The sequence below is a fragment of the Candidatus Profftia sp. (ex Adelges kitamiensis) genome, from assembly GCF_020342455.1.
In the GTDB taxonomy this organism is placed as follows: domain Bacteria; phylum Pseudomonadota; class Gammaproteobacteria; order Enterobacterales; family Enterobacteriaceae; genus Profftia.
In genome coordinates, this window is record NZ_CP080506.1 from 825,545 (window position 1) to 849,717 (window position 24,173).

The 24,173-nt window shown below is 22.4% G+C and carries 10 protein-coding genes and 1 pseudogene; 7 read left to right on the forward strand and 4 right to left on the reverse strand.

Going from position 1 to position 24,173, the window contains the following annotated elements; all coding sequences use genetic code 11:
• The first annotated feature begins 747 nt into the window (after nucleotides 1-747).
• From K0T98_RS02220 to xthA, 5 genes are all read left to right on the forward strand, one after another.
• Entirely contained in the window at nucleotides 748-897 is a 150-nt protein-coding gene (locus K0T98_RS02220) for a hypothetical protein (RefSeq protein WP_225639237.1), read from the forward strand.
• Nucleotides 898-3,500: 2,603 nt separating this feature from the next.
• Nucleotides 3,501-4,286 (forward strand): enoyl-ACP reductase FabI, encoded by a 786-nt coding sequence (fabI, locus tag K0T98_RS02225; protein WP_225639238.1) that lies wholly within the window; start codon nucleotides 3,501-3,503, stop codon nucleotides 4,284-4,286.
• A gap of 1,639 nt (nucleotides 4,287-5,925) precedes the next feature.
• Nucleotides 5,926-6,393, forward strand: a complete 468-nt coding sequence (rnhA, locus tag K0T98_RS02230; protein WP_225639677.1) for a ribonuclease HI — start codon at nucleotides 5,926-5,928, stop codon at nucleotides 6,391-6,393.
• A 1,261-nt stretch (nucleotides 6,394-7,654) separates the two neighbouring features.
• Nucleotides 7,655-8,410, forward strand: coding sequence for a hydroxyacylglutathione hydrolase (gloB, locus tag K0T98_RS02235; RefSeq protein WP_225639239.1), 756 nt, complete (start codon nucleotides 7,655-7,657; stop codon nucleotides 8,408-8,410).
• Between the two features lie 323 nt (nucleotides 8,411-8,733).
• The gene (gene xthA, locus K0T98_RS02240; protein WP_225639240.1) at nucleotides 8,734-9,543 is read left to right on the forward strand and encodes an exodeoxyribonuclease III; all 810 of its coding nucleotides are present in this window, start codon (nucleotides 8,734-8,736) and stop codon (nucleotides 9,541-9,543) included.
• Between the two features lie 2,305 nt (nucleotides 9,544-11,848).
• Here the strand turns inward: xthA and fabA are convergent.
• The 4 genes and pseudogenes from fabA to folE all read right to left on the reverse strand — a co-directional run bounded on the left by fabA (nucleotide 11,849) and on the right by folE (nucleotide 20,506).
• Nucleotides 11,849-12,367 carry a bifunctional 3-hydroxydecanoyl-ACP dehydratase/trans-2-decenoyl-ACP isomerase gene (gene fabA, locus K0T98_RS02245; protein WP_225639678.1) on the reverse strand — a complete coding sequence of 173 codons (519 nt, stop codon included), beginning with the start codon at nucleotides 12,365-12,367 and terminating at the stop codon, nucleotides 11,849-11,851.
• Nucleotides 12,368-15,758: 3,391 nt separating this feature from the next.
• Nucleotides 15,759-16,328 (reverse strand): annotated as a pseudogene (locus tag K0T98_RS02250) (glutamine amidotransferase-related protein); the annotation flags it as partial.
• Entirely contained in the window at nucleotides 16,328-17,890 is a 1,563-nt protein-coding gene (locus K0T98_RS02255; protein WP_225639241.1) for an anthranilate synthase component 1, read from the reverse strand. The pseudogene K0T98_RS02250 and the gene K0T98_RS02255, both read right to left, overlap by 1 nt.
• 1,947 nt (nucleotides 17,891-19,837) lie before the next feature.
• Nucleotides 19,838-20,506, reverse strand: a complete 669-nt coding sequence (gene folE / locus K0T98_RS02260) for a GTP cyclohydrolase I FolE (protein WP_225639242.1) — start codon at nucleotides 20,504-20,506, stop codon at nucleotides 19,838-19,840.
• Between the two features lie 2,031 nt (nucleotides 20,507-22,537).
• On the opposite strand from folE, the gene tmk reads away from it, so the two are divergent.
• Nucleotides 22,538-23,197 carry a dTMP kinase gene (gene tmk, locus K0T98_RS02265; protein WP_225639243.1) on the forward strand — a complete coding sequence of 220 codons (660 nt, stop codon included), beginning with the start codon at nucleotides 22,538-22,540 and terminating at the stop codon, nucleotides 23,195-23,197.
• Complete coding sequence (holB, locus tag K0T98_RS02270) at nucleotides 23,176-24,159, forward strand: DNA polymerase III subunit delta' (RefSeq protein WP_225639244.1); 984 nt, start codon at nucleotides 23,176-23,178, stop codon at nucleotides 24,157-24,159. The genes tmk and holB overlap by 22 nt, the downstream gene beginning before the upstream one ends.
• Nucleotides 24,160-24,173: the final 14 nt, after the last annotated feature.

Consider the following 24,173-nt stretch of genomic DNA (forward strand, 5'->3'; position numbering starts at 1 on the left):
CTATTATAGTTGATAAAAATATTTTTTATCGCTGGTTAAATTTAAACTACTATATTTTACACTAACACGCAATACTTTATTGATGTATCTATGATTAATGCTTATAAGCTGATATATGACCTCTTATAAAGTCAACTAGGTGTATCTCGTATCAACTAATAACTCATTATTGATCATTAAATATCAAAAAAGTTTACTGCCATTATAGAGATATATGTATTCTAATATTTATATTGGCATTAGTAGCTAGTATTCTGCTATTGAAATCATTGCTGGTCTGTTACGTGAAAAATTGAAAGATAATATTATTGAGTATATGGAATAATATTCCTACTACTCTATTCTTTGTTTAGTTAGCAATATTACTGATGTTATTTTCTTATTAAATTTAAATTTTACTACTAGTTTATGTTCACTAATATTTACTATTATATTATGAAGGATATAGTAATTTATTTACTCTTATTGAAGCGTAGATATTAGACCATTTTTACTAAAAAATTATGCTAATGAATTTTATAATATATAATGTTTATTACTAAACACATTAACTATAATACAGATAAGTGAATATATTTACTTATTCAGGATGAATATAAATTACATTTGTATTTAAATTATATCATAGTTGCAACTATATGTGTTTGAATACTATTCACTATTATAAGACGCATATATTATATAATGTTTTAACTTGTATTTGCAAATACTGGGGGTTAAATTTTTCTATAATACTTATTAATTACAATGGTTATTATAATATTATTTAACTATCCTGAGCTAGGTCACCAGATCACTCAGCTATTACTCCTTGTTATAGTCTTACTATTGGATATATTATTCTTCCTAAGAACTCACAATTTAGGTCGTGATATTTTTTATCCTCCTATTATGTAGGATTATCCTCAATTTTAGTGGCTGTACTATTGTCCTACTATAATAGTTAGTATTTTATGTATTAAAGTAGGTATTATATCTAGTATAAGCTTATGTTTATATTAAACTAATCCTAAATTATATTTTTGATACACTACTTTTTATACTTATAATTATATTAACTTATTGTTCTAATAGTTTTCTAGGTCTTTTACTTGTATCTACTATAAAGGTAGTATGTGCAATAACCCTATCTCATAGGATAGGAGAGGTTTATATATTAGTGTATTAAGGGTTCAAAAAAAAGAATATATGTTTACTACTATATTACATAGTGTATATACTTAGTTTATTATATGTCATTTAAATTACTAATATTATTGGTAATTTAGTAAGTAAACACACTCAGAAGTTTTCCGTGGTTATTGTAGATATCTACAAACTTAGCTTTTTTAGTTTGGGGCTTTATTACTATTAATATAGTAAGGAAGAATAATGTTTGGGTATTAATTATAACTAATATATCCTAGCACTGTAAACTATTATACTGCCAGATATAGATATAATGATGAGTGTGTTTTTAGTTAATTTATTAGGCAATAGAATACGCGTAGAGTAATAAACGTACATGCAGAATAAATAAAATGCCATTACTTTATATTTGTAATCTACCAATTTAATTTAAAACTTCTAAAGAATTAATAAAAGTTGTCAATCATGTAGATATAATCTAAGTGAAAGTAAAGTACTCAGTTTAGTTGATATATCTGATTCTTGAAAAATATTAATAGATAAAGTAATTTGCTACGTCACTAAAGATAATTGAAAAGTTATAACTAATTTCTTCTATTTGAATGATATTAATTTATTACGTATTACTTGAAGATAGCTTCTACATTTAGTATATCATATACATATCTATAATTTTTTAAGAATAAAACCTTGTCTATATTAGTTTGCAACTATTGGACGACAAGTTATCCAAAAAATTCCTAGCTGTACTTATAAAGAAAATTCTTTGGTAAAGATTATAATAAAGTAAATGTTGAGACATAGAGTTACTATACTATTTAGGTATTAAAAATCATAAATATATCATAAGTAGTATACAATATAAAATGTACTAAATAAACATACCAGAAAATTATGGTTCATTACTCTAGTGAATTAAGAATACTTTCTAAGTACCTATGAACTAATAGATACAATAGTACCTGCTATATAAGCATAAATTTTTCGCTTTCTAGTATATATAAATAAAAATAACAAAATTACTATTTTACTTATAAGTGATAATCTATGGATTATGATGAATTGGCTAATGATATTAACGTAATTTACTGTGATCAAACAATAGACAGCGTTAATTGTGATAATATACCAATTAAGTTACGTAATCCCTATATTTTATCACTGATTAGAATAATCCTTAATTTTAGCTATATACTATAACATAAAAACTGTTTAAATATATTTTTTAGTATAATAACCTTCACTTAAATATTTATTTATTAGATACCGCGATTAATATAGAGTTCAATAAAATGCAGTACGTTACTAGAATTCTTTTATCGACAAAATATTTAACTATAGTGCTGGATTATTCGTGATCTATAACCAAAATTTTACAGCAGTTTAATTAGTTAGTTTTTATTTACGTAAGAGCTAAACTTTAGGTAATTATAGGTGAGAACTGTAAAAAAACTACTCTATTACAAATACTTTTTAGTACAATAGAATCTACTCATGTTGAGAGTATTATTAATAATAAGTAATTACATTAGGGAGATTTTTGCTATCGAAGTAAGCTTATACGCATCATTCTATGATATCTATCAACGTAACTCAATCCTGATTAATGGATAGGATATATTTTAGATATGCCATTAAGAATACATAGTAAGTATCACTTCATAAACGTACACTATGTATAAATACAAGATTACATTAAATCAGGTTAAGTTCTTATCATCCTTATTATTATTTATATATTTTAATACTTGGATAAATGTAGCGTGTCGTTTTAGCATGCACATTGATTTTACAGCCTTAAGTAATTATAGTAGATGAGGAACTAGATACTTCAGATATGTTTATATGTTTACAAATTATTAATCTAATACTATAATTATAACAAAACATAGTATGACTTATGTATGTTATTTAGCATTTAAGTATAATAAACATAGCAGGATAAGTTAATAGTCATGTATGATGAAGAAGTGGTTGAATATAGTATTACTAATAAGATTTGATAATTTTTGGTACATTACCAAACTAAATAACGAATTAACAGTAATCATATTAGTATACGTAGTATTATACTAATATGTGAAGTATAATAATACACTTGGGATATTTGAATAGATAAGATCTTATCTATTCATCTAACTATAATATTAAAATATTAAGTAATAAATAATTTATAATATAATATTTAAATTTATTATTTACTTAATAATAAATCCATTTAATAACAATTATTATGTCATATTTTATCAGTCTGTTTTTACTTATTTAAGTAATTAATGTTTATTAAATTTAATCAACATTCCTTAGTGTTATCATAAGGATATTAAATAATTTATAAACTCTGAATATAGAATAACAAGGATATTACTTTTATGGGTTTTCTTACCGGTAAGCGAATTCTAATAACTGGTATAGCCAGCAAACTATCCATTGCCTATGGTATAGCTAAAGCAATGCACCGAGAACAAGCTGAGCTTGCTTTTACATATCAAAATAGTAAACTTAAGTCTAGAGTAGAGAAATATGCAGTTAAGTTAGATTCTGATATAGTTCTATTATGTGATGTATCAACAGATAAAAGTATTGATACAATGTTTATGGAATTAAAGAAATTTTGGCCACAATTTGATGGTTTTGTACATTCAATAGGTTTTGCACCAGGCGATCAACTACAGGGTGATTATGTAAATGTAGTTACTCGTAATGGTTTTCATATTACTCATGATATTAGCTCTTATAGTTTTGTTGCTATGGCTAAATCTTGTCGTGCTATGCTTAATACAAACTCTAGTCTACTAACTTTATCTTATCTAGGTGCAGAGCGTGCTATACGTAATTATAACGTTATGGGCCTCGCTAAAGCTTCTTTGGAGGCTAATGTACGATATATGGCAAACTCTATGGGGTCTGAGGGTATACGTGTAAATGGTATTTCTGCTGGTCCAATACGCACTCTAGCTGCATCTGGAATTAAAGATTTTAGAAAAATGTTAGCATACTGTGAGGCAGTTACTCCAATTCGTCGCACGGTAACCATTGAAGATGTAGGAAACGCCGCAGCATTCTTGTGTTCTTCATTAGCTAGTGGTATATCGGGTGAGATATTGCATGTTGATGGAGGTTTTAATATTGCTGCTATGAATGAACTAGAACTATAACTAGATTAGTTTTTATTTAATTTTTAAAAAATTTACTGCTATCATTAATATGATAATAAATCATTATACGATATTTTATCTTTTATAAATTATATAATCCTCGTGTCATTTGTATATTACAAATAATATAATATAGATATTATAGTCAAGGTATATTTTTATATAAAATAATTCACGTATTTACTACTACTTATATTTTGATATATTACTTTGTTTTTTATTAACTAATTAATAATTTTTAATTGTATTAGTATAATGTTTTAATATTTATTTTAATAGTTTTAATTTTTTATTTAGTTATTACATATATAGTATATTACTATGTTATTATAAACAAATAATATTTAATATTATTTTAAACATTATAAATAACAGTTTTTTATTTCTTTATTTTTATTTAAATAAACCTACTTAGGTTAAGTTATATTATAACTTTATATAAGCAATAATACCACTGTACTATAAATTAATATAAATAATTTTATGTACTATAATATATTAGTAAAATATAACCGATCACTTTCATGTATATAATTTCATCTACATATGTATTTTAACTTTATACCTAGAATATAGTAATAAACTATCATTTTAAAATACAAGTAGGTACTGTACTAATACAGTACCACACTAAAAGATTAAGTATAATCTATAAATATAATTGGATTATATCACTTTTAAATAAAAATAAAATTATGCAAAATACACATTGTGTATATATAATTTATAATTATCCTATAAATTATAATACTTTAGTATAATTAATACTATTGTTAGCAATTATTTTTATAATCATAAAAGGATATAAGATTAAATAATCTTTATAATTTGATATTAAATTAATATTTATTTAGTTAAATTTATCCAATAAAATAAATTAAATTGCTAATATTCTTTAAATAGTTGTAAAATATCTTATTTTAATCTGTGTAAAAATTATATCGTTTATTTTTGATAAAATATACAAATTATTTAAGTTAAGTTACGAATAATAACGCTGTATATCAGTACACAGATATTTTATATTTAGAAGAAATATAATATTATTTTTATAATTTTATTATTTAATAGAAATAACTTAATATTTTTTTATTCAGTAATACTAATAGATTTTATTATTAATATAAACATTAAATGTATTAATTTAATAAAAAATACATTTAATACTTAAACTATTATCTTTACTCAACTATAGGTAATCTGTTATACTTAGAGTAATATTAATATTACGTCATATCTACTGTAGTAAAAATTCTTAATGGTATATAACTCAGAAAATACATAACATATATTGTATATAATAAATAATTGATTTTAAATATTAAAACAAGATTATATTTATGTATCTGCAATATTAGCTTATACTTTTATCTAAAAACTACTTTATAATAAAGTTATAATAATTATAATTAAATAATTATATTCATTATTATTTATTTTAATAAGCAAAAAATTGAGTTAAATATTTAATTAATAATAACTACCAAAGTGATATACATAATTATAAAATCCTAATATATCTTAATTTTTTTAATAAAGCATACCCTGTTTATTACAAACAAGATATCTAATAAATAGCTATAATAATAATGCTAATTTATATATAATTATGGCTGAATCCTTTATTAAAATGCTATGTATGCTAAAAGAAGTTGATATTTTTACCGACGGTTCTTGCTTAGGAAATCCAGGACCAGGTGGATATGGTGCTATTTTGCACTATGAACAATATGAAAAAACAATAAGCGCTGGGTACTACATTACGACTAACAACCGCATGGAGTTAATGGCAGCTATTGTGGCACTAGAAATATTAAAAAATCCATGCTCAGTTATATTGTATAGTGATAGTCAATATGTCCGTAAAGGAATAACTCAGTGGATACATAATTGGAAAAAGAGCAGATGGCAAACAACAAATAAAAAATCTGTTAAAAATATAGATTTATGGCAACGACTTGATCTAGTAATCCAAAAACATAATATTGAGTGGATATGGATTAAGGGCCATGCTAATTGTGTTAATAACGAACGATGTGATGCTTTAGCTAGAAATGCAGCTAGTCTTCCAAACAAGGAGGATACAGGTTATAAACAAATAAAATAATATTTACTTAAAGTAAGTATATAAATAATAATCAATAAAAATATTTAAACTATAATACAACATTCATTTAAGTATAAAAACATCAAGATTGTCTAGTTAACTACAAGGTAGTATAAACTTTATTAAATATTTAACATTCAATATTTTTAAGTAAATTTTCTCTGAATAACATATATCAGAGATATAATACCTTATCTTGATTAAGATCAAATGAGTTTACTCTAATAATTTTAAATATAAAAATTTAAATATTTTATGCTATGATTTATTAAACTTTACCCTAAAATCCTTAAAATTATATTTATAATAACATATAAAATATATATAAAAAATATTTATATATATTTTATATGAACTTACAAATAAATTAATATTAAGATATTAATCTTATTACTACTTAGATATTAATCTAAATACAATATATATAATATATATACATATCATTGTATATAATTGTCTTTAGAAGAATAATATAACAAATTTCTTCATTATATTTATATGTAAAGTTTACTAAAATCTCTAGTTAAATAATTATTTTATTGATTGATTATTAATCAGTTAATGACACAATTTTAGGCAAAATCATAATTATTTTAAAACTATAATAATTTCTAGAAATACTAAAATTAATAAATATTTATTAATTGTGGCTGTATTTCTAGAGTAAACAAAAAGAATTTTAAAATAATTTTTTTCTAATGTATAAAACTAAAAATGCAAAAATATTTAATATATAATAAGATTATATATATTTTCAATAAAATTGATATTGTAATTAAATACAATAATTCAGGATAATTTATAGTATTAAATGTAGTTCAGTATCATAAAAATTACTACATAACTATCATTAGTAATACACTAGATATAAATCTACTTATATAATAAGAAACAATAATACAAATAAAGTATATGTAAAGCCAATATACGTTAACAGACTATATATGAAAAGTTAAAATAAAAAAATAAGTTATAACATATATATTATTATATTACCTGCACTTAATGATTATTATAATAATGATCTAAGATATATAATAAATTTGATAAAATAGTAACTAAGCAATTTTAATATTTTATAAAATTAATAAAAATATTAAAATATAACAAAGAAATATATTATTTTAAGAGTACAAAATAATGTTAATAGCCCAGATATCATCTCCTAAACTGTTATACAAGAAAAAATATTTTATATATAATTAATTATATCTTAAAATATTTTCTATATAAGAGATGACTCAATTAGGAATTATAAGTAATGCATCTTATTAGTATTCCCGTTATGCAAGATAACTATATTTGGATACTTTCCTCTCCTCATAAAGAAAGCATTATTATAGATCCGGGAGTTAGTTTGCCAGTTTTACAATACTTAAAAAAAAATCTACTGACTCCTAAAGCCATACTATTAACACACCATCATAATGATCATGTAGGGGGGGTAAGTAATATTTTAAAGTATTATCCTTGTCTTCCGGTTTATGGACCAATAGAAACTATTAATAAAGGTTGCACTCAACCAATTATAGGTTATAATAAAATAACTTTATTAGGTATAATTTTTAGCATTCTATATATACCAGGACATACCCTTGGACATATTGCCTATTACAGTAATCCATATTTATTTTGTGGGGATACATTATTTTCCGCTGGTTGTGGAAGAGTTTTTGAGGGTACAACAAAACAAATGTATTATTCTTTACAATTAATAAATCAACTTCCTAATGAAACATTAGTTTGCTGTTCTCATGAGTATACCGAATCAAATCTTAAATTTGCTAAATATGTTTTATCCAATAATCAAGATATTCAATCATACCAGAAAAAAGTAAAAAAATTAAGATTAAACAATCAACCTAGTGTACCTTCCTTACTTAGAATAGAAAAAATAATTAATCCTTTTTTGCGTTGTTATGATGATAATTTAGTATTAAATACTACATTAGAGAAAAAACCAGAAGAACTTTGGAAAGTTTTTTCTCTCTTACGAAAAATGAAAGATCAATTTTAATTTTTTAGGTTAATATTAGATTATTTCTAATATATATATAAAATATATGCTTTAGTACTTATTTGGGTAAATAATATTTTTATAAGTATAATAGAAAATATAGTATTTCTAAGTAATCTACATAATCACATCTTTAATATGTAGTCTTTAAAATATTAAAAATAATCTTTCCAAGACAGAATAATACTTATTTGCAGGAGTCTATCTAATAAAACATTAATAGTCATGATTTATCACTGTTATATAATAAAATGTTAAGTTACTTAGCTATTATTTATAATTTTTATTAAAATAATCGAAAAATTCAATATTAACTATTTTCTATGAAAATTATCTCCTTTAATATTAATGGTATACGTGCTCATATACATCAACTCAAAGCTATTATAGTTAAATATTATCCTGATATCATTGGTTTACAGGAAACTAAAGTTCAAGATCATGTATTCCCTTTAACATCTTTAGAAAATTTGGGGTATCAAATATTTTATCATGGTCAAAAAAGCCATTACGGTGTAGCTTTATTAACTAAACAGCAGCCATTAGCTATACGAAAAGGTTTTCCGTATGATGATAAAAATGCTCAATGCCGTATTATTATGGCTGATATTACGACATCTACTGGAATGCTAACTATTATCAATGGATATTTCCCACAAGGAGAAAATCGTAATCATATAATTAAATTTCCAGCAAAAAGAAAATTTTATCAAGATCTCCAAAACTATCTAGAAGCAGATCAAAATCCAGAAAAACAGGTAATTGTTATGGGGGATTTAAATATTAGTCCTACTGATAACGATATCGGTATAGGTGAATATAGTCGAAAACGCTGGTTAAAAACTGGTAAATGTTCATTCTTACCTGAAGAACGTCAGTGGATAAATTGCCTAAAAAACTGGGGTCTTATTGATACTTACAGACAAATACATCCAGAATGTAACGATCATTTTTCATGGTTTCATTATCGTTCAAAAAAATTAGGTAAAAACCTTGGGTTGCGTGTAGACTTAATATTAGCCAGCCAAAAATTAGCTAATTACTGCATTGATGCAGGTATAGATTATGAAATAAATAATATGGAGAAATCATCTGATCATGCACCTATATGGGCTAAATTTGAACTAATATAATAAGATTATATTATCTATTGTGTATAATCTATATAAGTTATTATTTTTAATATTGTATTTTTAAATATCTAGATATTTTGTAAAAATCAAATATACAATAGATTAATTTTATTAAAAACTTAACAATAAAAACCACTCAATTAATACATATATAAAAATATTTCTTATATAAAAATACCGAATTATTTGAATAAAATTAGCATATTTATTAATCTAATTTTAAGTTTTTTAAAAAAAGTATATATTAAAATAATAATATTACAGTTAAAAGAATCTATAATATCAAAAAAATATATTTAATTATTTATATAATCATAATAGTATAGAATTGATTAAAATAAATAATTACAGAAAATTCTATAATTATTTAAATATTTATAAAAAGATATCAATAACAATATTGATAGATATAATAAAAAAAATTATTTACCAATAAGTAAAATAGAAGTATTTTTATATATAACTTAGATGTTGATCAATTATTTAAACTTTAATAATTGATCAGAATAGTTAAATACGATTTTAATAAAAGATCAAACTCATTACTAATTATGCATTTTTAATACTGAACTATCTATAGGTATATTCATACTTATAATATATAACTAGTATAAAAATAACTAATGATATAAATCATTACCTAAATATTTTAGCTATATAATTATTAATTAAGTGAGTTATAATATTATCTACAGAGAGTATACAAAATAAATTTATACTAGTATTCTATATTTTAGATTCATAACACTAAAGATATCTAAATTATATTCTATACTATTTTTAGTGTTAAAATAATATCAAAAGTTAATAATAAGATAGTTATTATGAATAAATAAACTTTATAAGTTTATTAGCAATTGTACTAATAATATCTATGATGATAGAAGATCATATCTTTAGATTATTCATGTAGCGTCATCAAAAAATAATTCTATTATAGAATATAAGTTATAATTAAAAGTAATGACCTGTAAAAAATATTCAGTATAAACTATCTAAATAAACTTTTAATATATAAAATATTTAATAAGACTATAATGCTGTAAAATTAAAGATAATTTATCGTAAAAATCTTTTCTATTGAAATACATTAAATTCCATTTAATTTTAATATTTAAAAGGTATTAAAAATTTAATTACACTTGTAAGTAGATAATTCTGATTATTGACGTTTTTTCATGAGATATAGTTTATAACTATTTTAAGAAAAAATATATTTTTATTAAAAGGTAAATTTATTTATATAATATTAATTATATTTAATATTCATTTTAAAATTTAGTATAAATATATAAACTATACACTGAATTAATATATTTACTTCTTTTACTTTTATATTTTTCTATAAAAATGTATATTTACCTTTATAATTATATATATTTCTCTATTTATTTAAAATTATCTAAATAAAAAACAGAATAAAACTTTTTTAAAATATTTTTGCAACTAAAAATTAATATTAATGAGTAAATGATATGATGAATAATAATTCATTATAAAAAAGCAATAAATATATATAAAGTGTTTATTTATGTCTATAACATTTTAATTAAATAATATCAATGATTATATTATCTTAAATAAATTCTATAAGAATTTGTTATAAAATATAAAGAGATACAAATTAATTATATTTATCTCCATGTATATTATGCATAACTACAAGTTATATAGCAAAAACAAATAATATATAATATATTACTACAATATATAAATATAAAATCATAGTACATGTAATATAATATATTAAGATAAACAAGATAATTTTTTTGTATTAATAAATTAATCTTATATTTTTAAAAACAATCAAAATAAATATAATAATAAATTATTATTTTATTTAATTGATATATGCATAATTTTATACAGTACAATACTAATAAGTTTAATAAAATTATTTAATATCATAATATGATTGCATACTAAATATTTTTAAAGATAAATAATGCATTACAGCAATAGGATATTATATTAAAATTTTATTTTAATATAATAAAAACTTATAAAATAATAAATTAAGATATACTGTATAAATACAATATCTATAGATAAAAATCTATAAAGGCGAAGATAATACTATATTGAATAACGCTACGTAATTTATAAATAACATTTTAAATGTATACTAAATATTACTAAAGATTATATAATCTTATAATATACCGAGATAAAGTGATATTTAGATTTTATTACAATAAATAATATACTAAACTTTTATATTATCTTAATTTTTAAAATTAAGATAATATAAGCTAAAAGCACCTATGTATTGTTACAGAATTAAAAATAAATGAATATTATTAGATTAAAATGCGCTAGTATCTTTAAATAATCCCACTTTAAGGTCCGTTGCATGATATATAACCTTTCTATCAACTAAAACCTCACCATCAGCCATTCCCATAATCAACCTCCTGTTAATTATACGTTTAAAGTGAATACGATAAGTTACTTCCTTATCAGTAGGAAGTATCTGTCCGGTTAATTTGACTTCACCTACACCTAATGCCCTCCCCTTACCTTCACCTCCGAGCCAGCCAAGATAAAATCCAACTAGTTGCCACATAGCATCTAAACCTAAACATCCAGGCATAACTGGATCACCAATAAAATGACATCCAAAGAACCATAAATTAGGATGTATATCTAACTCAGCTTCTACATAGCCTTTGTTATAGTAACCTCCATATTCAGACATTTTTAAAACACGGTTCATCATTAGCATATTGCCTGATGGCAATGGTGGACCACCAATACCAAATAATTCACCGCGTCCACAAGATTCAAGGTCTTCTTGAGTATAAAAGTCGCGTTTATTTACCATCATTGTTATCGTCCTTATTTAAGGGAAGCTTATATTTTAGCTAGCTAGCTTAACTTATACTTATTAAGTATAAGTTAGATATGTTTAAATCATTTTAACTAACGTAGTTACTCAAGTATAACTAAAATTATAAAAACTAAATAAACACATATAAAATATACAAAAAATAAATAAAATATTAATTGCTATATAACAATGCATTATTTTTAACCTATATTCTACAATTACAATACAATATACTGATTTAGAAAATATTAGCAAATTTAGTATACAAGTTTATTACATTATTTTTTACCTTAATGATATATAAAAAATGTTTATCACCTTTAATTAAATGCTATATATTATTAATTAATAGTATATTAAAACTTTGTAATAAGTTTTTATTATTTTTTAAATGATGACTAATTATTAAAAATAATAATATAATTATTTATCAAATCCTATTTATATTTATATATCAAAATAGCATTACTTGTAATAAGTAGTATAGTTTTAGTATCTCTTAGTTTTTGATGTTATTACTACCTATAGGGTAATCTCTCCATAATTATTAGATATAAAATTTAAAATGCATTAACTAGATATATAAAATATTTTATTAATTATGTATATTAAGCATTTTTTCCTAAACTTTCTATTACATGCAAGTAGAAAGTAAAAGGAGTGAATAACTAACCTATTAATATATCTACAATAATACTATCTATAGATAGATATCTTTACTATAATATTGAAAAACTTACTCTTTAAGGGGAGTAAATTTAAAAAAAATTACACTTAATTGTAAGGTATTACATTACCCTAAAATTCATTTTAATTATAAATTATAGTTGTCTTCATAGTAATTAGACAATAACTATAATTTTGTTATTTTATAATAAAATTAGATTATAAGCCAAAAAATAAAAGCTACAAATATTACTGTATATAATCAAAGATATTAGCTATACTGATTAGTATAGCTAATATTAGTATTTTATTTGAATTAACTTTTAAAATATAAAATTATAGAAAAAATCTTAGAATTTGTACTTATTATATTAACTTTTTTGTATCTTACTTCTACTAAAAATAGTAGTAATATACAAAAAGTAGTAAAGAAATACCAGTTAACGAATATTTTTAATTTAAATAATTATAAATTCATCAAACATATAATAAATTTTAATAATTTTTTTTCTATTTTAAATTTATTATCAAAATAACTTATAATTAAGTATTTATTATTTATATTTTAGTTTAAATACTATTACAAATACAAGCAATAATATTGTGTGTAATGTACTTATAAGATTCATTAGAGATCTTATCCATAGGAGTTTTTTTAGTTGAAGTATTAAATAATTTATAAATACCCTATGCTAACTGTATAATAACTGTTCGTTATATTACTCTTAATAACAATCTTAATGGATAAGATCTTATAAGATATGCATCTAAAGAAACTATTAAAAAATTTCATTTTATAAAGTTATTTTATTAAAATTTAAAAAATTATATTCATAGTAAGATTAATCATTTAAGCAATACTATTATAATTTTAATATCAATAAAAATATAAACCTTAATAAAAGTAATAAATTTTTAATACTTAATATCTAATCTAACTTGAGTAAGATATTTATTTAAATATATAGATACTTCTTATATATAACTAATATTTCCTACTAATGTATAGTGATAACAAAGATAAAATCTGTATTTTAATAATATTTAAAAAGATTATAACTAGTTAAAAGACACTAACTATTATAATACTAAATATAAATATTATATTTTTACTTGATACTATATATAAACTCAAGTAGTAAAAGTACGCACTAAATAATACTAGATATAAAATTACATATTAATATATAAGTTATTATTACTTAAATCATTAATATCTAAAATTAAACTTAATAAAATTAATATTTTTAAGCACTTATTTTTTATAAAAAGTAAAATACCGTGTATTAATTACTTAAATAATTTTTAAAATTATATATTTTATTTAAAATATATATAAATAACTTAAGAATTAGTAATTAAGATATTATAATAATTTTACTATTATATTGTATACTTTTATTAACTATATTACTGCAAATATTAATTATAATCATAATAATATTATTTTTATATTTTATTCATTAAAATAACTAAACTAGTTAATCTCAATACGAAAGATATATCTTGTATTATATGCAATATATAAACTACTATGTATATATCAATTAACAATAACTTTTATCTCTCAATTAAAACACTTTATTATATTTTAATATTAAAATAAATAATAATAAAATATTAATTTTATTTTTTATTTAAAGTTATATTTATAGCGAATCTGTTATTTTCTATATCATTTTATATTATATAGAAAATAATTTTAAGCACGATAGTTATCGATATATACTCAATTAGTATATTAATAAATAAATATTAATAATCTTATTTATATTGTTTTTAATAATACTACTAATGTAAATATTAATTTTATATTATATAATTCTTATTAGGTGTATTTATATAGCTATTTAATGTCTGATAATTAGTATTATAATCTTAGATAGGTATATTATTTTAATAAATTAAAACAATAAAAGTAAATAATGTTTAAGTTAATCTAACTTTTAACATATAAACTAATCTCTTAATTATTATTTTAGTTAAAATAAAAAATTTTTTCTCTTATTTATTAATTAATTGATCTATATAGATCAATATCTTATATACATAAATTATCATACAGGCTATAGTACTGTACTAAAACCATACTTTATATTAAGTATAAGGATGATAAAATCAATTCTATATATATTAAGAAAACTTTTATTTATTAAATTATATTAATAATAACTTCTATTAAATAGGGTAAGTCATAAAAATATTTACTTATTTAGTATATAATATATTTAATGTCATAAATATAGTTATCATTAGATATAATAATAAATACTGTACTAATAGTAAGAAAATACAATATCACATGAAGACTATAAAATTTACATAGCATTGGATACTAATAAATATAAATTTTCTCTACTGAAATGTATTGTTAAATATCATTAAAATAATCTTTTTATTTACTAACTGATTTTATAATTTTATCTACATTGCATTAATTTAACCATATACATCCTACTTATTAAAAGTAAAAACTCAAGCTATCATATACTACTGTACTCAATTAATTTACTTTACTTCATATAATACATGTTTTAAGAATGAGAAAAGTATATGGCTATAACGCTAGTTTATAAAAATAAATACAATATAGATAATTAATTATACTTCTAATAAAATTTCTAAGAAAATTTACAAGAAATTGTTTTTATATAAAATAATATTTTAAAAATAATTTATTTATTTTTTTAATGCTATGAATATTGTTTATTTATAATAAAGCCCACTCGATCGTCTGTTGAAGTAAGATCGCACCATGAATAGTAAGAATAGATTCCGGATGAAACTGAAAACCACATACACGATCTTGATCATGACGAACTGCCATAACCATATTATTTAAAGAGGCACTTACTATTAATTTAGCAGGGATATTACTACCCACCAAAGAATGATAACGTGCAACAGATAAAGGGGAGGGTAAACAACTAAACATAGCTATACCATCATGCTCTATAAGAGAGGCTTTGCCATGTATAATTTCACTTGCTTGCCCTACATGTCCTCCATAATTTTCTATAATAGCCTGATGACCCAAGCAAATGCCGATAATTGGTAATTTACCACGTATTTTGCATAATAATTCAGGCATACAACCTGCTTTAGAAGGATTCCCTGGACCAGGTGATAACACTAGTATTGGATTTTTCATCTTAACTAATTTACTGATAATTACTGCAGCAGGAACTTGGTTGCGATATATAACTAAACTGTGACCATTAGAGCGTAATTGGTCTACTAAGTTATAGGTAAAAGAATCAATATTATCTAGTAGAAGAATATCAGCCATTAAAATATATCCTTAATATTATGAGCAGTAGCAATAGCTTGTATTACTGCACGAGCTTTATTACGAGTTTCATCAGCCTCGACCTGTGGCAAGGAGTCGAGAACTATACCTGCTCCAGCCTGAACTGTAGCAATACCGTTTTCCACATAAGCAGACCTAATAACAATACAAGTATCTAGATCACCATGAGCAGTGAAATAACCTACAGCACCACCATAACTGCCCCGACGGGTTTTTTCTGTTTGATATATGAGCTGCATGGCACGCACTTTTGGAGCTCCACTTAGCGTGCCCATATTCATGCATGCCTGATACGCATGTAATACATCTAAGTCATGACGTAATACCCCGACTACACGAGAAACTAAATGCATAACAAAGGAATAACGATCTACTTTAGTAAGATCTGCTACATAGCGTGAACCTGGTTCGCAGATACGTGCTAAGTCGTTTCGTGCTAAATCAACTAACATAAGATGTTCTGCTAATTCTTTATGGTCAGTACGCATTTCTAATTCGATACGACTATCTAAATCAAGATCTATTGCTCCATCAAAACGACGTGCTCTTGCGCGAGTACCAGCAATAGGACATATTTCAATATGTCGGTTAGTAGCGTCATATTTCAATGCACTCTCAGGAGATGCACCAAACAGAAAAAAATTTTTATCTTGCATAAAAAACATATAAGGGCTTGGATTGCTTTGCTTTAAAGCGTGATAGGCTGCAAGAGGTGAAGGACAGGGGAGATAAAATCGACGAGAGGGAACTACCTGAAATATATCACCTATTTGAATTGCTTCTTGCATATGTCTTACTAGTTTACTAAAAGCTACATCACTAAGATTACAGGTTAGTTGCATATGTTCAATATGTTGATATTTAATGGTCTGAGATTCATGTGTCATTTCTTTGGTTAATTGTTCTAAACGTGCCTGTAAGCGAATAGTTTCTTCTAAGTTACTAGTAAAAACAGATGCCTGTAAACGAGCACTATGATGTTGGTGATCTAATACTAAAAGTGTTTCTGCCATATAGAAACAAAAGTCTATAGATCTATTATTATTATTTAATATAGCAATATTTTCAAATCCTGCTACTAGGTCATAAGAAAATAAACCTCCAATAAATATTGCTTCGCGTTCCTGTATTGGAGTAACTACTAATTTAAGTAAAATACGTAGTGCATCGAATACCGATCTTGATTTTAAACGTGTATCTTCATCTTGATACTGTTCAATAACAGGAAAATTTAGCACTCGCCCGTTAGGTTGAACATTATTTTTAATATCTGATGGAATAGCTGCGTCCAATAGAGGTAAGAGAGTACTACCATTTTTAGTCAGAGCTTGGATAGTTACATTACGTCCCAGCGCAGTAATACGTAACGCACTATCTATCACTAACAAGCTTTTTAAATCTTGTTTTTTATCTATTTCAGCTGACTCTAGTAATAATGTTGCTGCACGATTTCCGCATAAATGGTGAAAAAGTTTTGCGGGGTCATTGCGATAAATTGTTTGTGTAGTTAATAGGGTTAAAACCGGTTTTTCAGATTTCATCGTTATACCCACTTATTAATTGGTATTATTTTATCAAATTTAGTTATAAAAAAACTCGCATCTATGCGAGAGGAGGTTTTATAGAATTTTAAATTTTAAAATAAAGTATTTATTTAACTTCAATACTGCTTAAATACTATTTTGTATTATATTTATCTAATTTATATTACAGGAGTATTATCTAATTTTAAAACTAATAAACTTTTTAAAAAAACTCATTACACTATAACTTTAGTAAAATATTTATCATTTTATACTTCATTCTTTTTACTTATATTATTTTTATCTTCATAAAGATATAGTGTTACAGATACAAAAGGTTTTTTACTTATATAAGTAACTTACTGAATTTCTTTAATAATACCATATATAAAATAAAAATATTTGTATAAGAACACAATAACTTTTAGTTAAAAAATAACTAAAAGTATATATTACTATTAGCTAATATTTTAATTACAATTGCGATCCTTGTTATTAGTATTAATATTTAAAATAAAAAGTTTAACTACATTTGGTTTTTATATAATAAAACTAAATAAATTAGCTATCCCTTAATATATTACGTTAATTAACTATAGTATAAAATACTTAAATATAGAATTTTATTCTTAATTTTTTTTATTTCAATTATAATATAATTGAAATTTTTTATATAAAAATATAAATATATATATTATATTTGACTTCTAATTACAAAGTAATAAACATATTAAGTAGAATTATTTTAGAATAAAATTACTTAAAAATAATATATAAAATCAGATTACTAATAAGGTATTTCTTAATATGAAATTATTATATGGGATATTTATCCATGATAGAATAATACAAACTATGCAAATTATTTTTTTATCTTCTTTGATTACTTTATAGTAAAACTTTAACTTCTGATTGCACAAGATTAACTAAACACTAAAATCATACTAAATGCTAAATAATTATAAAATTTAAATTATTTATACTAAATATAATTTATATTATATATTATGGTATTTATATTTCATATAAAAATCATAAAAGATATTGATCATATTACCGCTATAAAATAGTTTTAAGTAGATAATAATACAATAATTTTAATTATGCAATAAAAATTGCCATTTAGGCATAGTTGTAAAGTTTAATATAAATAATATTATTCCTACAATAAATAAAATAGAACAACTAGTATTAGAGTTTATATTATCTTAATAATATACTTAATTAATGTGATACAACAAGCTTATATTAATTAAAAAAATATCAAATATTTTTAAGGAGCTTACTACTAATAATGCTATTATACATCCCTAAAATAAGTAATATTATTAAATAATACAATCTATACATATAGATACTATATTTAATATATTTATTTTTATTAAGATATTATATGGCAGAATATAACCTAAAATATTATAGTAAACTACGTGTAATTTATAGACGGTTTAAATTTTATTTTATATATACAGATATATAATTATATTGAGTATCACTCATAATATAATTATGATGAACATTTTCTAAAACAAAACTCTTATTACATCTACAAAGATAGTTTAGTAAACTGTTACTTATAACTTATCCATAACATATCCTAAAATACTTTGAAATAACCTAATAAAATCAAAATATATTTTGAATAAATATCAAATATAAAATAATAAAAACAACCTTAAATATTGTAAACTTATTATTTAATATACGTTGATTTATTTGAAAAATTTCTTATTATTAAAATAATTTATATAAAACATATGGTAACTATTTTATTCCTTACTTAGGAGAAAATACAGAAATAAATATTTTGATTTATTTTATTTTGAAGTAAGTAACTATATAAATATGTTACTATTATTTATTTTATATAGATAGATATCTATATCACTAATTTTAGTAATCATTTTATTTTTCATATCATACTAATTATATTTTTACTCGAAATTAATCATAATACAATTAATTTTATCTTTCATACCTTATTACACTTAAAAATTCTTGACGTGTATTTTGACTAGATTTAAATAATCCACCTAACGAAGTTGTGGTGGTAACACTCGTTATATCCTTAACTCCACGGGCTTTAACACAAAAATGCCTAGCATCAATAGATACTGCTACATTTTTTATTCCAAGTAAAGTTTGTAGAGCTACTAAAATTTGTTTTGTTAAACGCTCTTGTAATTGTGGTCTCTGAGAGAAAAATTGCACTATACGATTAATTTTAGAAAGTCCTATAATACAGTTATTAGGAATATATGCTACGTGAGCTTTACCATCAATAATCACAAAATGATGTTCACAGGTACTAGTAAAACTTATATCTCGCACTGTTATCATTTCATCTACTTTAATTTTATTTTTTATCATTGTAATCTTAGAAAAATTTAAATAATCTAATCCAGAGAAAATTTCATTAATATACATTTTAGCAAAACGATTCGGAGTTTTTATTAAACTATCATTAGATAAATCCAGATTAAGTAACTGCATAATTTTTATCATATGATCTTCTATAAGCTGCTTACGAATTTCAAGATCTAATATTTTGCTTTTGTAATTAAGTGGGTTCTCCAAGCCATATGCTTCTAACTTTTCATGAACTTGAGTGGCTTCTTTACTTAGTGATAACATTTATATTCTCCCACAAGTACATTTAATTCTAAATATAATTTATAATAACTAAAATTTAAGATTCTTTTAAAATTTTTAGTAGAATATAAAGTATATCTAATAATATTTTATTATGTCTTTATATGAAATAAAATATACATAAAGTTTATTTAAAATAAATACTTTATATTTATATTGATTTGCATGTTTAGATAATTATTTAATTATAGAGGGTAATTTTAAATTTTTATAATAAAACAAGATAATTTATTAAATATTTATTATACTTATTAAATAATTTTATTTAGTAATTAATGCTAAAATAAAAATATTACTCTTCGTATAATACAAAAATTAAATTACTCAAATAAATTTTTTATAAAAAAACTTAGTTAAATATCAAAAAAATATAGCAACTGAGTACAAATTAGAAATAATATATATAAACTTAGAATACATTATAAAATCCTACATACTTAGCTCTTTTATACTAGTATAACTATACAATATAACACTAATAAGAAAGAAAACTATTAATCTATGATTACTTATATTTAATATATTATAAAATAATTATTATTTTTTAATCTATTGAAAATAGCTATATACTTGATATTTTTTAATTTATAAATTAGAGAAAATATAAAAGATAAATATAGAATTACACAGTAATAATTAGGTTCATGACTTATTTTCTTTATTAAAGATCTCTTCTTGTAAGAATGCAGGAGAGTACTTCTAATAATAAAAATATTTTTATAGATAAAGATAAATACCGATATAAACTAACATTATTTTACTAACAGAGAGATTTATAAAAATCTCCTATACTAAGATATAATTAATTATACATATTATAATATATGATATATCAAATATATATAAACACTTATTAAATTAAATATATTTCTGAGATAAACTCAAATTATATAATAATATCAGAAAACTATAGTAAAAAAACGCAATGTTTTGTTATTAAATAAAAAATAACAATTATTAAAAAAAGTACTAATAATACTATATTTGAATATGTTATATAAAATATTTATAGTTTAAATTATAGCTAATATTTTATAATAATCTGTAATTGTATTTAAAACTAGAATACCACATTTTCTTTGATTTTGTACTTTAATTAAAGTATATAGTTATCTGTGTATATCTAAAAAATAATTAGAGTAGGAGAAATTTAAATACCAAAATAAAATATTAATATTATTGTTGTAGTATTATTAATAAATTATATAATTTAGTAATCTGAATATTAATGTTATTTATTTTGTATTACTTTGTATTAAAGTACAGATATATCCAAAATATTGCAAATAAGTATTTATTTATATTTTAACAACTATAACTACATTTTATACTAAATAATTGAATAACTAAATAATAAAAACACAATCATATTATGAATGTAACATTCCTGAGAATATGTGCTAAAATAAATCCTAGTTTTTTATGTTTTAAATAACTAAAAGTGTTTTTAGCACAATCATTAAGTAATTAATAATAATATATTATTGAAGTGATATACAGAGATCAAAAATATTTTTATAAACATTTAATCTATTCTGATACGGATTATTAGATAGCTGAAATATTTAATAATTAATTATATGCTTATTAAGCATAACTATAATTAGTATAAAATTAAAATACTTAATATCTAATAATAAATTAAGTATATAAGCTATATCATTATATTTAATATTAGATGAGTAATTATAGATATAATTATTTAATAAATAAGCTAAAATTTAAGAATACTTGCAGTAATATATATTTATTTAATTTATATTTTAGTAAAATATTATAAATAATATAACAATGGTCTATTGTATAAATAAAATTATATTAATGTAATATATATCAAATTTATAACAATCTATTAAAATCCCACTCTCCTTATAAATTGTCTGTAAAAAACAAGGACTATAAGACAGTTTATCTGATAATTAATTTTTAATAATTTTTATTACATGTACATTTATCGCTAAATAATAATAATAAAAAAACTATAAAATTACCGAAAAGTACTGAAGGGAAATAATGAAAAGTAAGTTTATCGTCATTGAAGGTCTTGAGGGGGTAGGAAAAACTACTGCGTGTAATACTATAGTTGATGTACTAAACTACCAGGGTATTGAAGATATAGTTTTTACTCGTGAACCAGGTGGAACACCATTAGCTGAAAAACTACGTGAACTAATAAAAAATAGCGTTGAAAATGAAGAAATTACCAATAAAGCAGAATTACTTATGATTTATGCCGCGCGCATTCAATTAGTGACCCATGTAATTAAACCAGCATTAGCACGTGGTGCGTGGGTAATAGGAGATCGTCATGATCTCTCTTCACAGGCATATCAAGGAGGTGGTAGATGTATTGATGCTAGTTTATTACGATGCTTAAGAAATACTATAGTAGACGATCTTAAGCCTGGAATAACACTATATCTAGATTTACCTCCAGCTATTGGTTTAAAACGTGCATACAACCGTAATTCTTTAGATCGAATTGAACAAGAATCTTTAGATTTTTTTGAGCGTGCACGTGAACGTTATCTAACATTAGCTGCACAAGACGATAGTATTATTACTATTGACGCATCACAAAATATAACCAAAGTAAACACTCAAATAAAGTTTATACTTAAATCTTGGTTAAATCAGATAGGGGAGAATAAATGTATTGGTACCCATGGCTGAATATATCTTATCACAAGTTAGTTAAACAATATCGGGATGGTAGAGGTCATCATGCTTTACTAATTCATGCCCTAGAGGGATGCGGAGATGATTCATTAATATACGCGTTAATTCGTTGGCTATTATGTCAAAATATAAAAAAAGAAAAAAGCTGTGGTAAATGTCGTAATTGCTGTTTAATAATAGCGGGTAACCACCCTGACTTATATAATTTACATCCAGAATCAGGAAAATCTAGTTTGGGTATTGAACCAGTGCGCCAAATTATTGAACAAATTTATACTTATACTCAGAACGGAGAAGCTAAGATTATTTACTTACCATTAGCAGAAGCACTTACAGAATCAGCTGCTAATGCGTTATTAAAAACTCTTGAAGAACCCCCGGAAAACACTTATTTCTTTCTAGGCACGCGTAATCCAGCAAATTTATTAGCAACTTTACGTAGTCGCTGTTTTTATGTATATCTACAAGTGCCTAATGAAGATAAAAGTATAAATTGGATGTATACTCAAAAACATTTATCATACGACCTTATAAGTATGCGAACAGCATTACGTATAACTAATGGAGCACCGATTGCTGCATTAAAATTACTTGCACCTGATATATGGGGATATCGTATTAAATTTTTACATGGATTACAGCAAGCAATACTTCATTACCAATGGATAAATTTATTACCACTTCTTAATAATGATAACGTTAATCAATATCTAACATGGTTATGTATGATACTACTGGATGCGATTAAATTACAACATGGTGTAAAGAATACATTTACTAATTTAGATCAACAACATATTATATCTCAGCTAGCATCTACACAAACAAATACAATATTACAAAAACAGTTAGAAAATTGGATTTTTTGTCGTCACCAGCTTCTAACTATAACAGGTCTTAACCGTGAAATAATACTTACACGTAATCTGTGTTTATGGAATCAGTATTCTAATTAATTTTAATTCAAAAC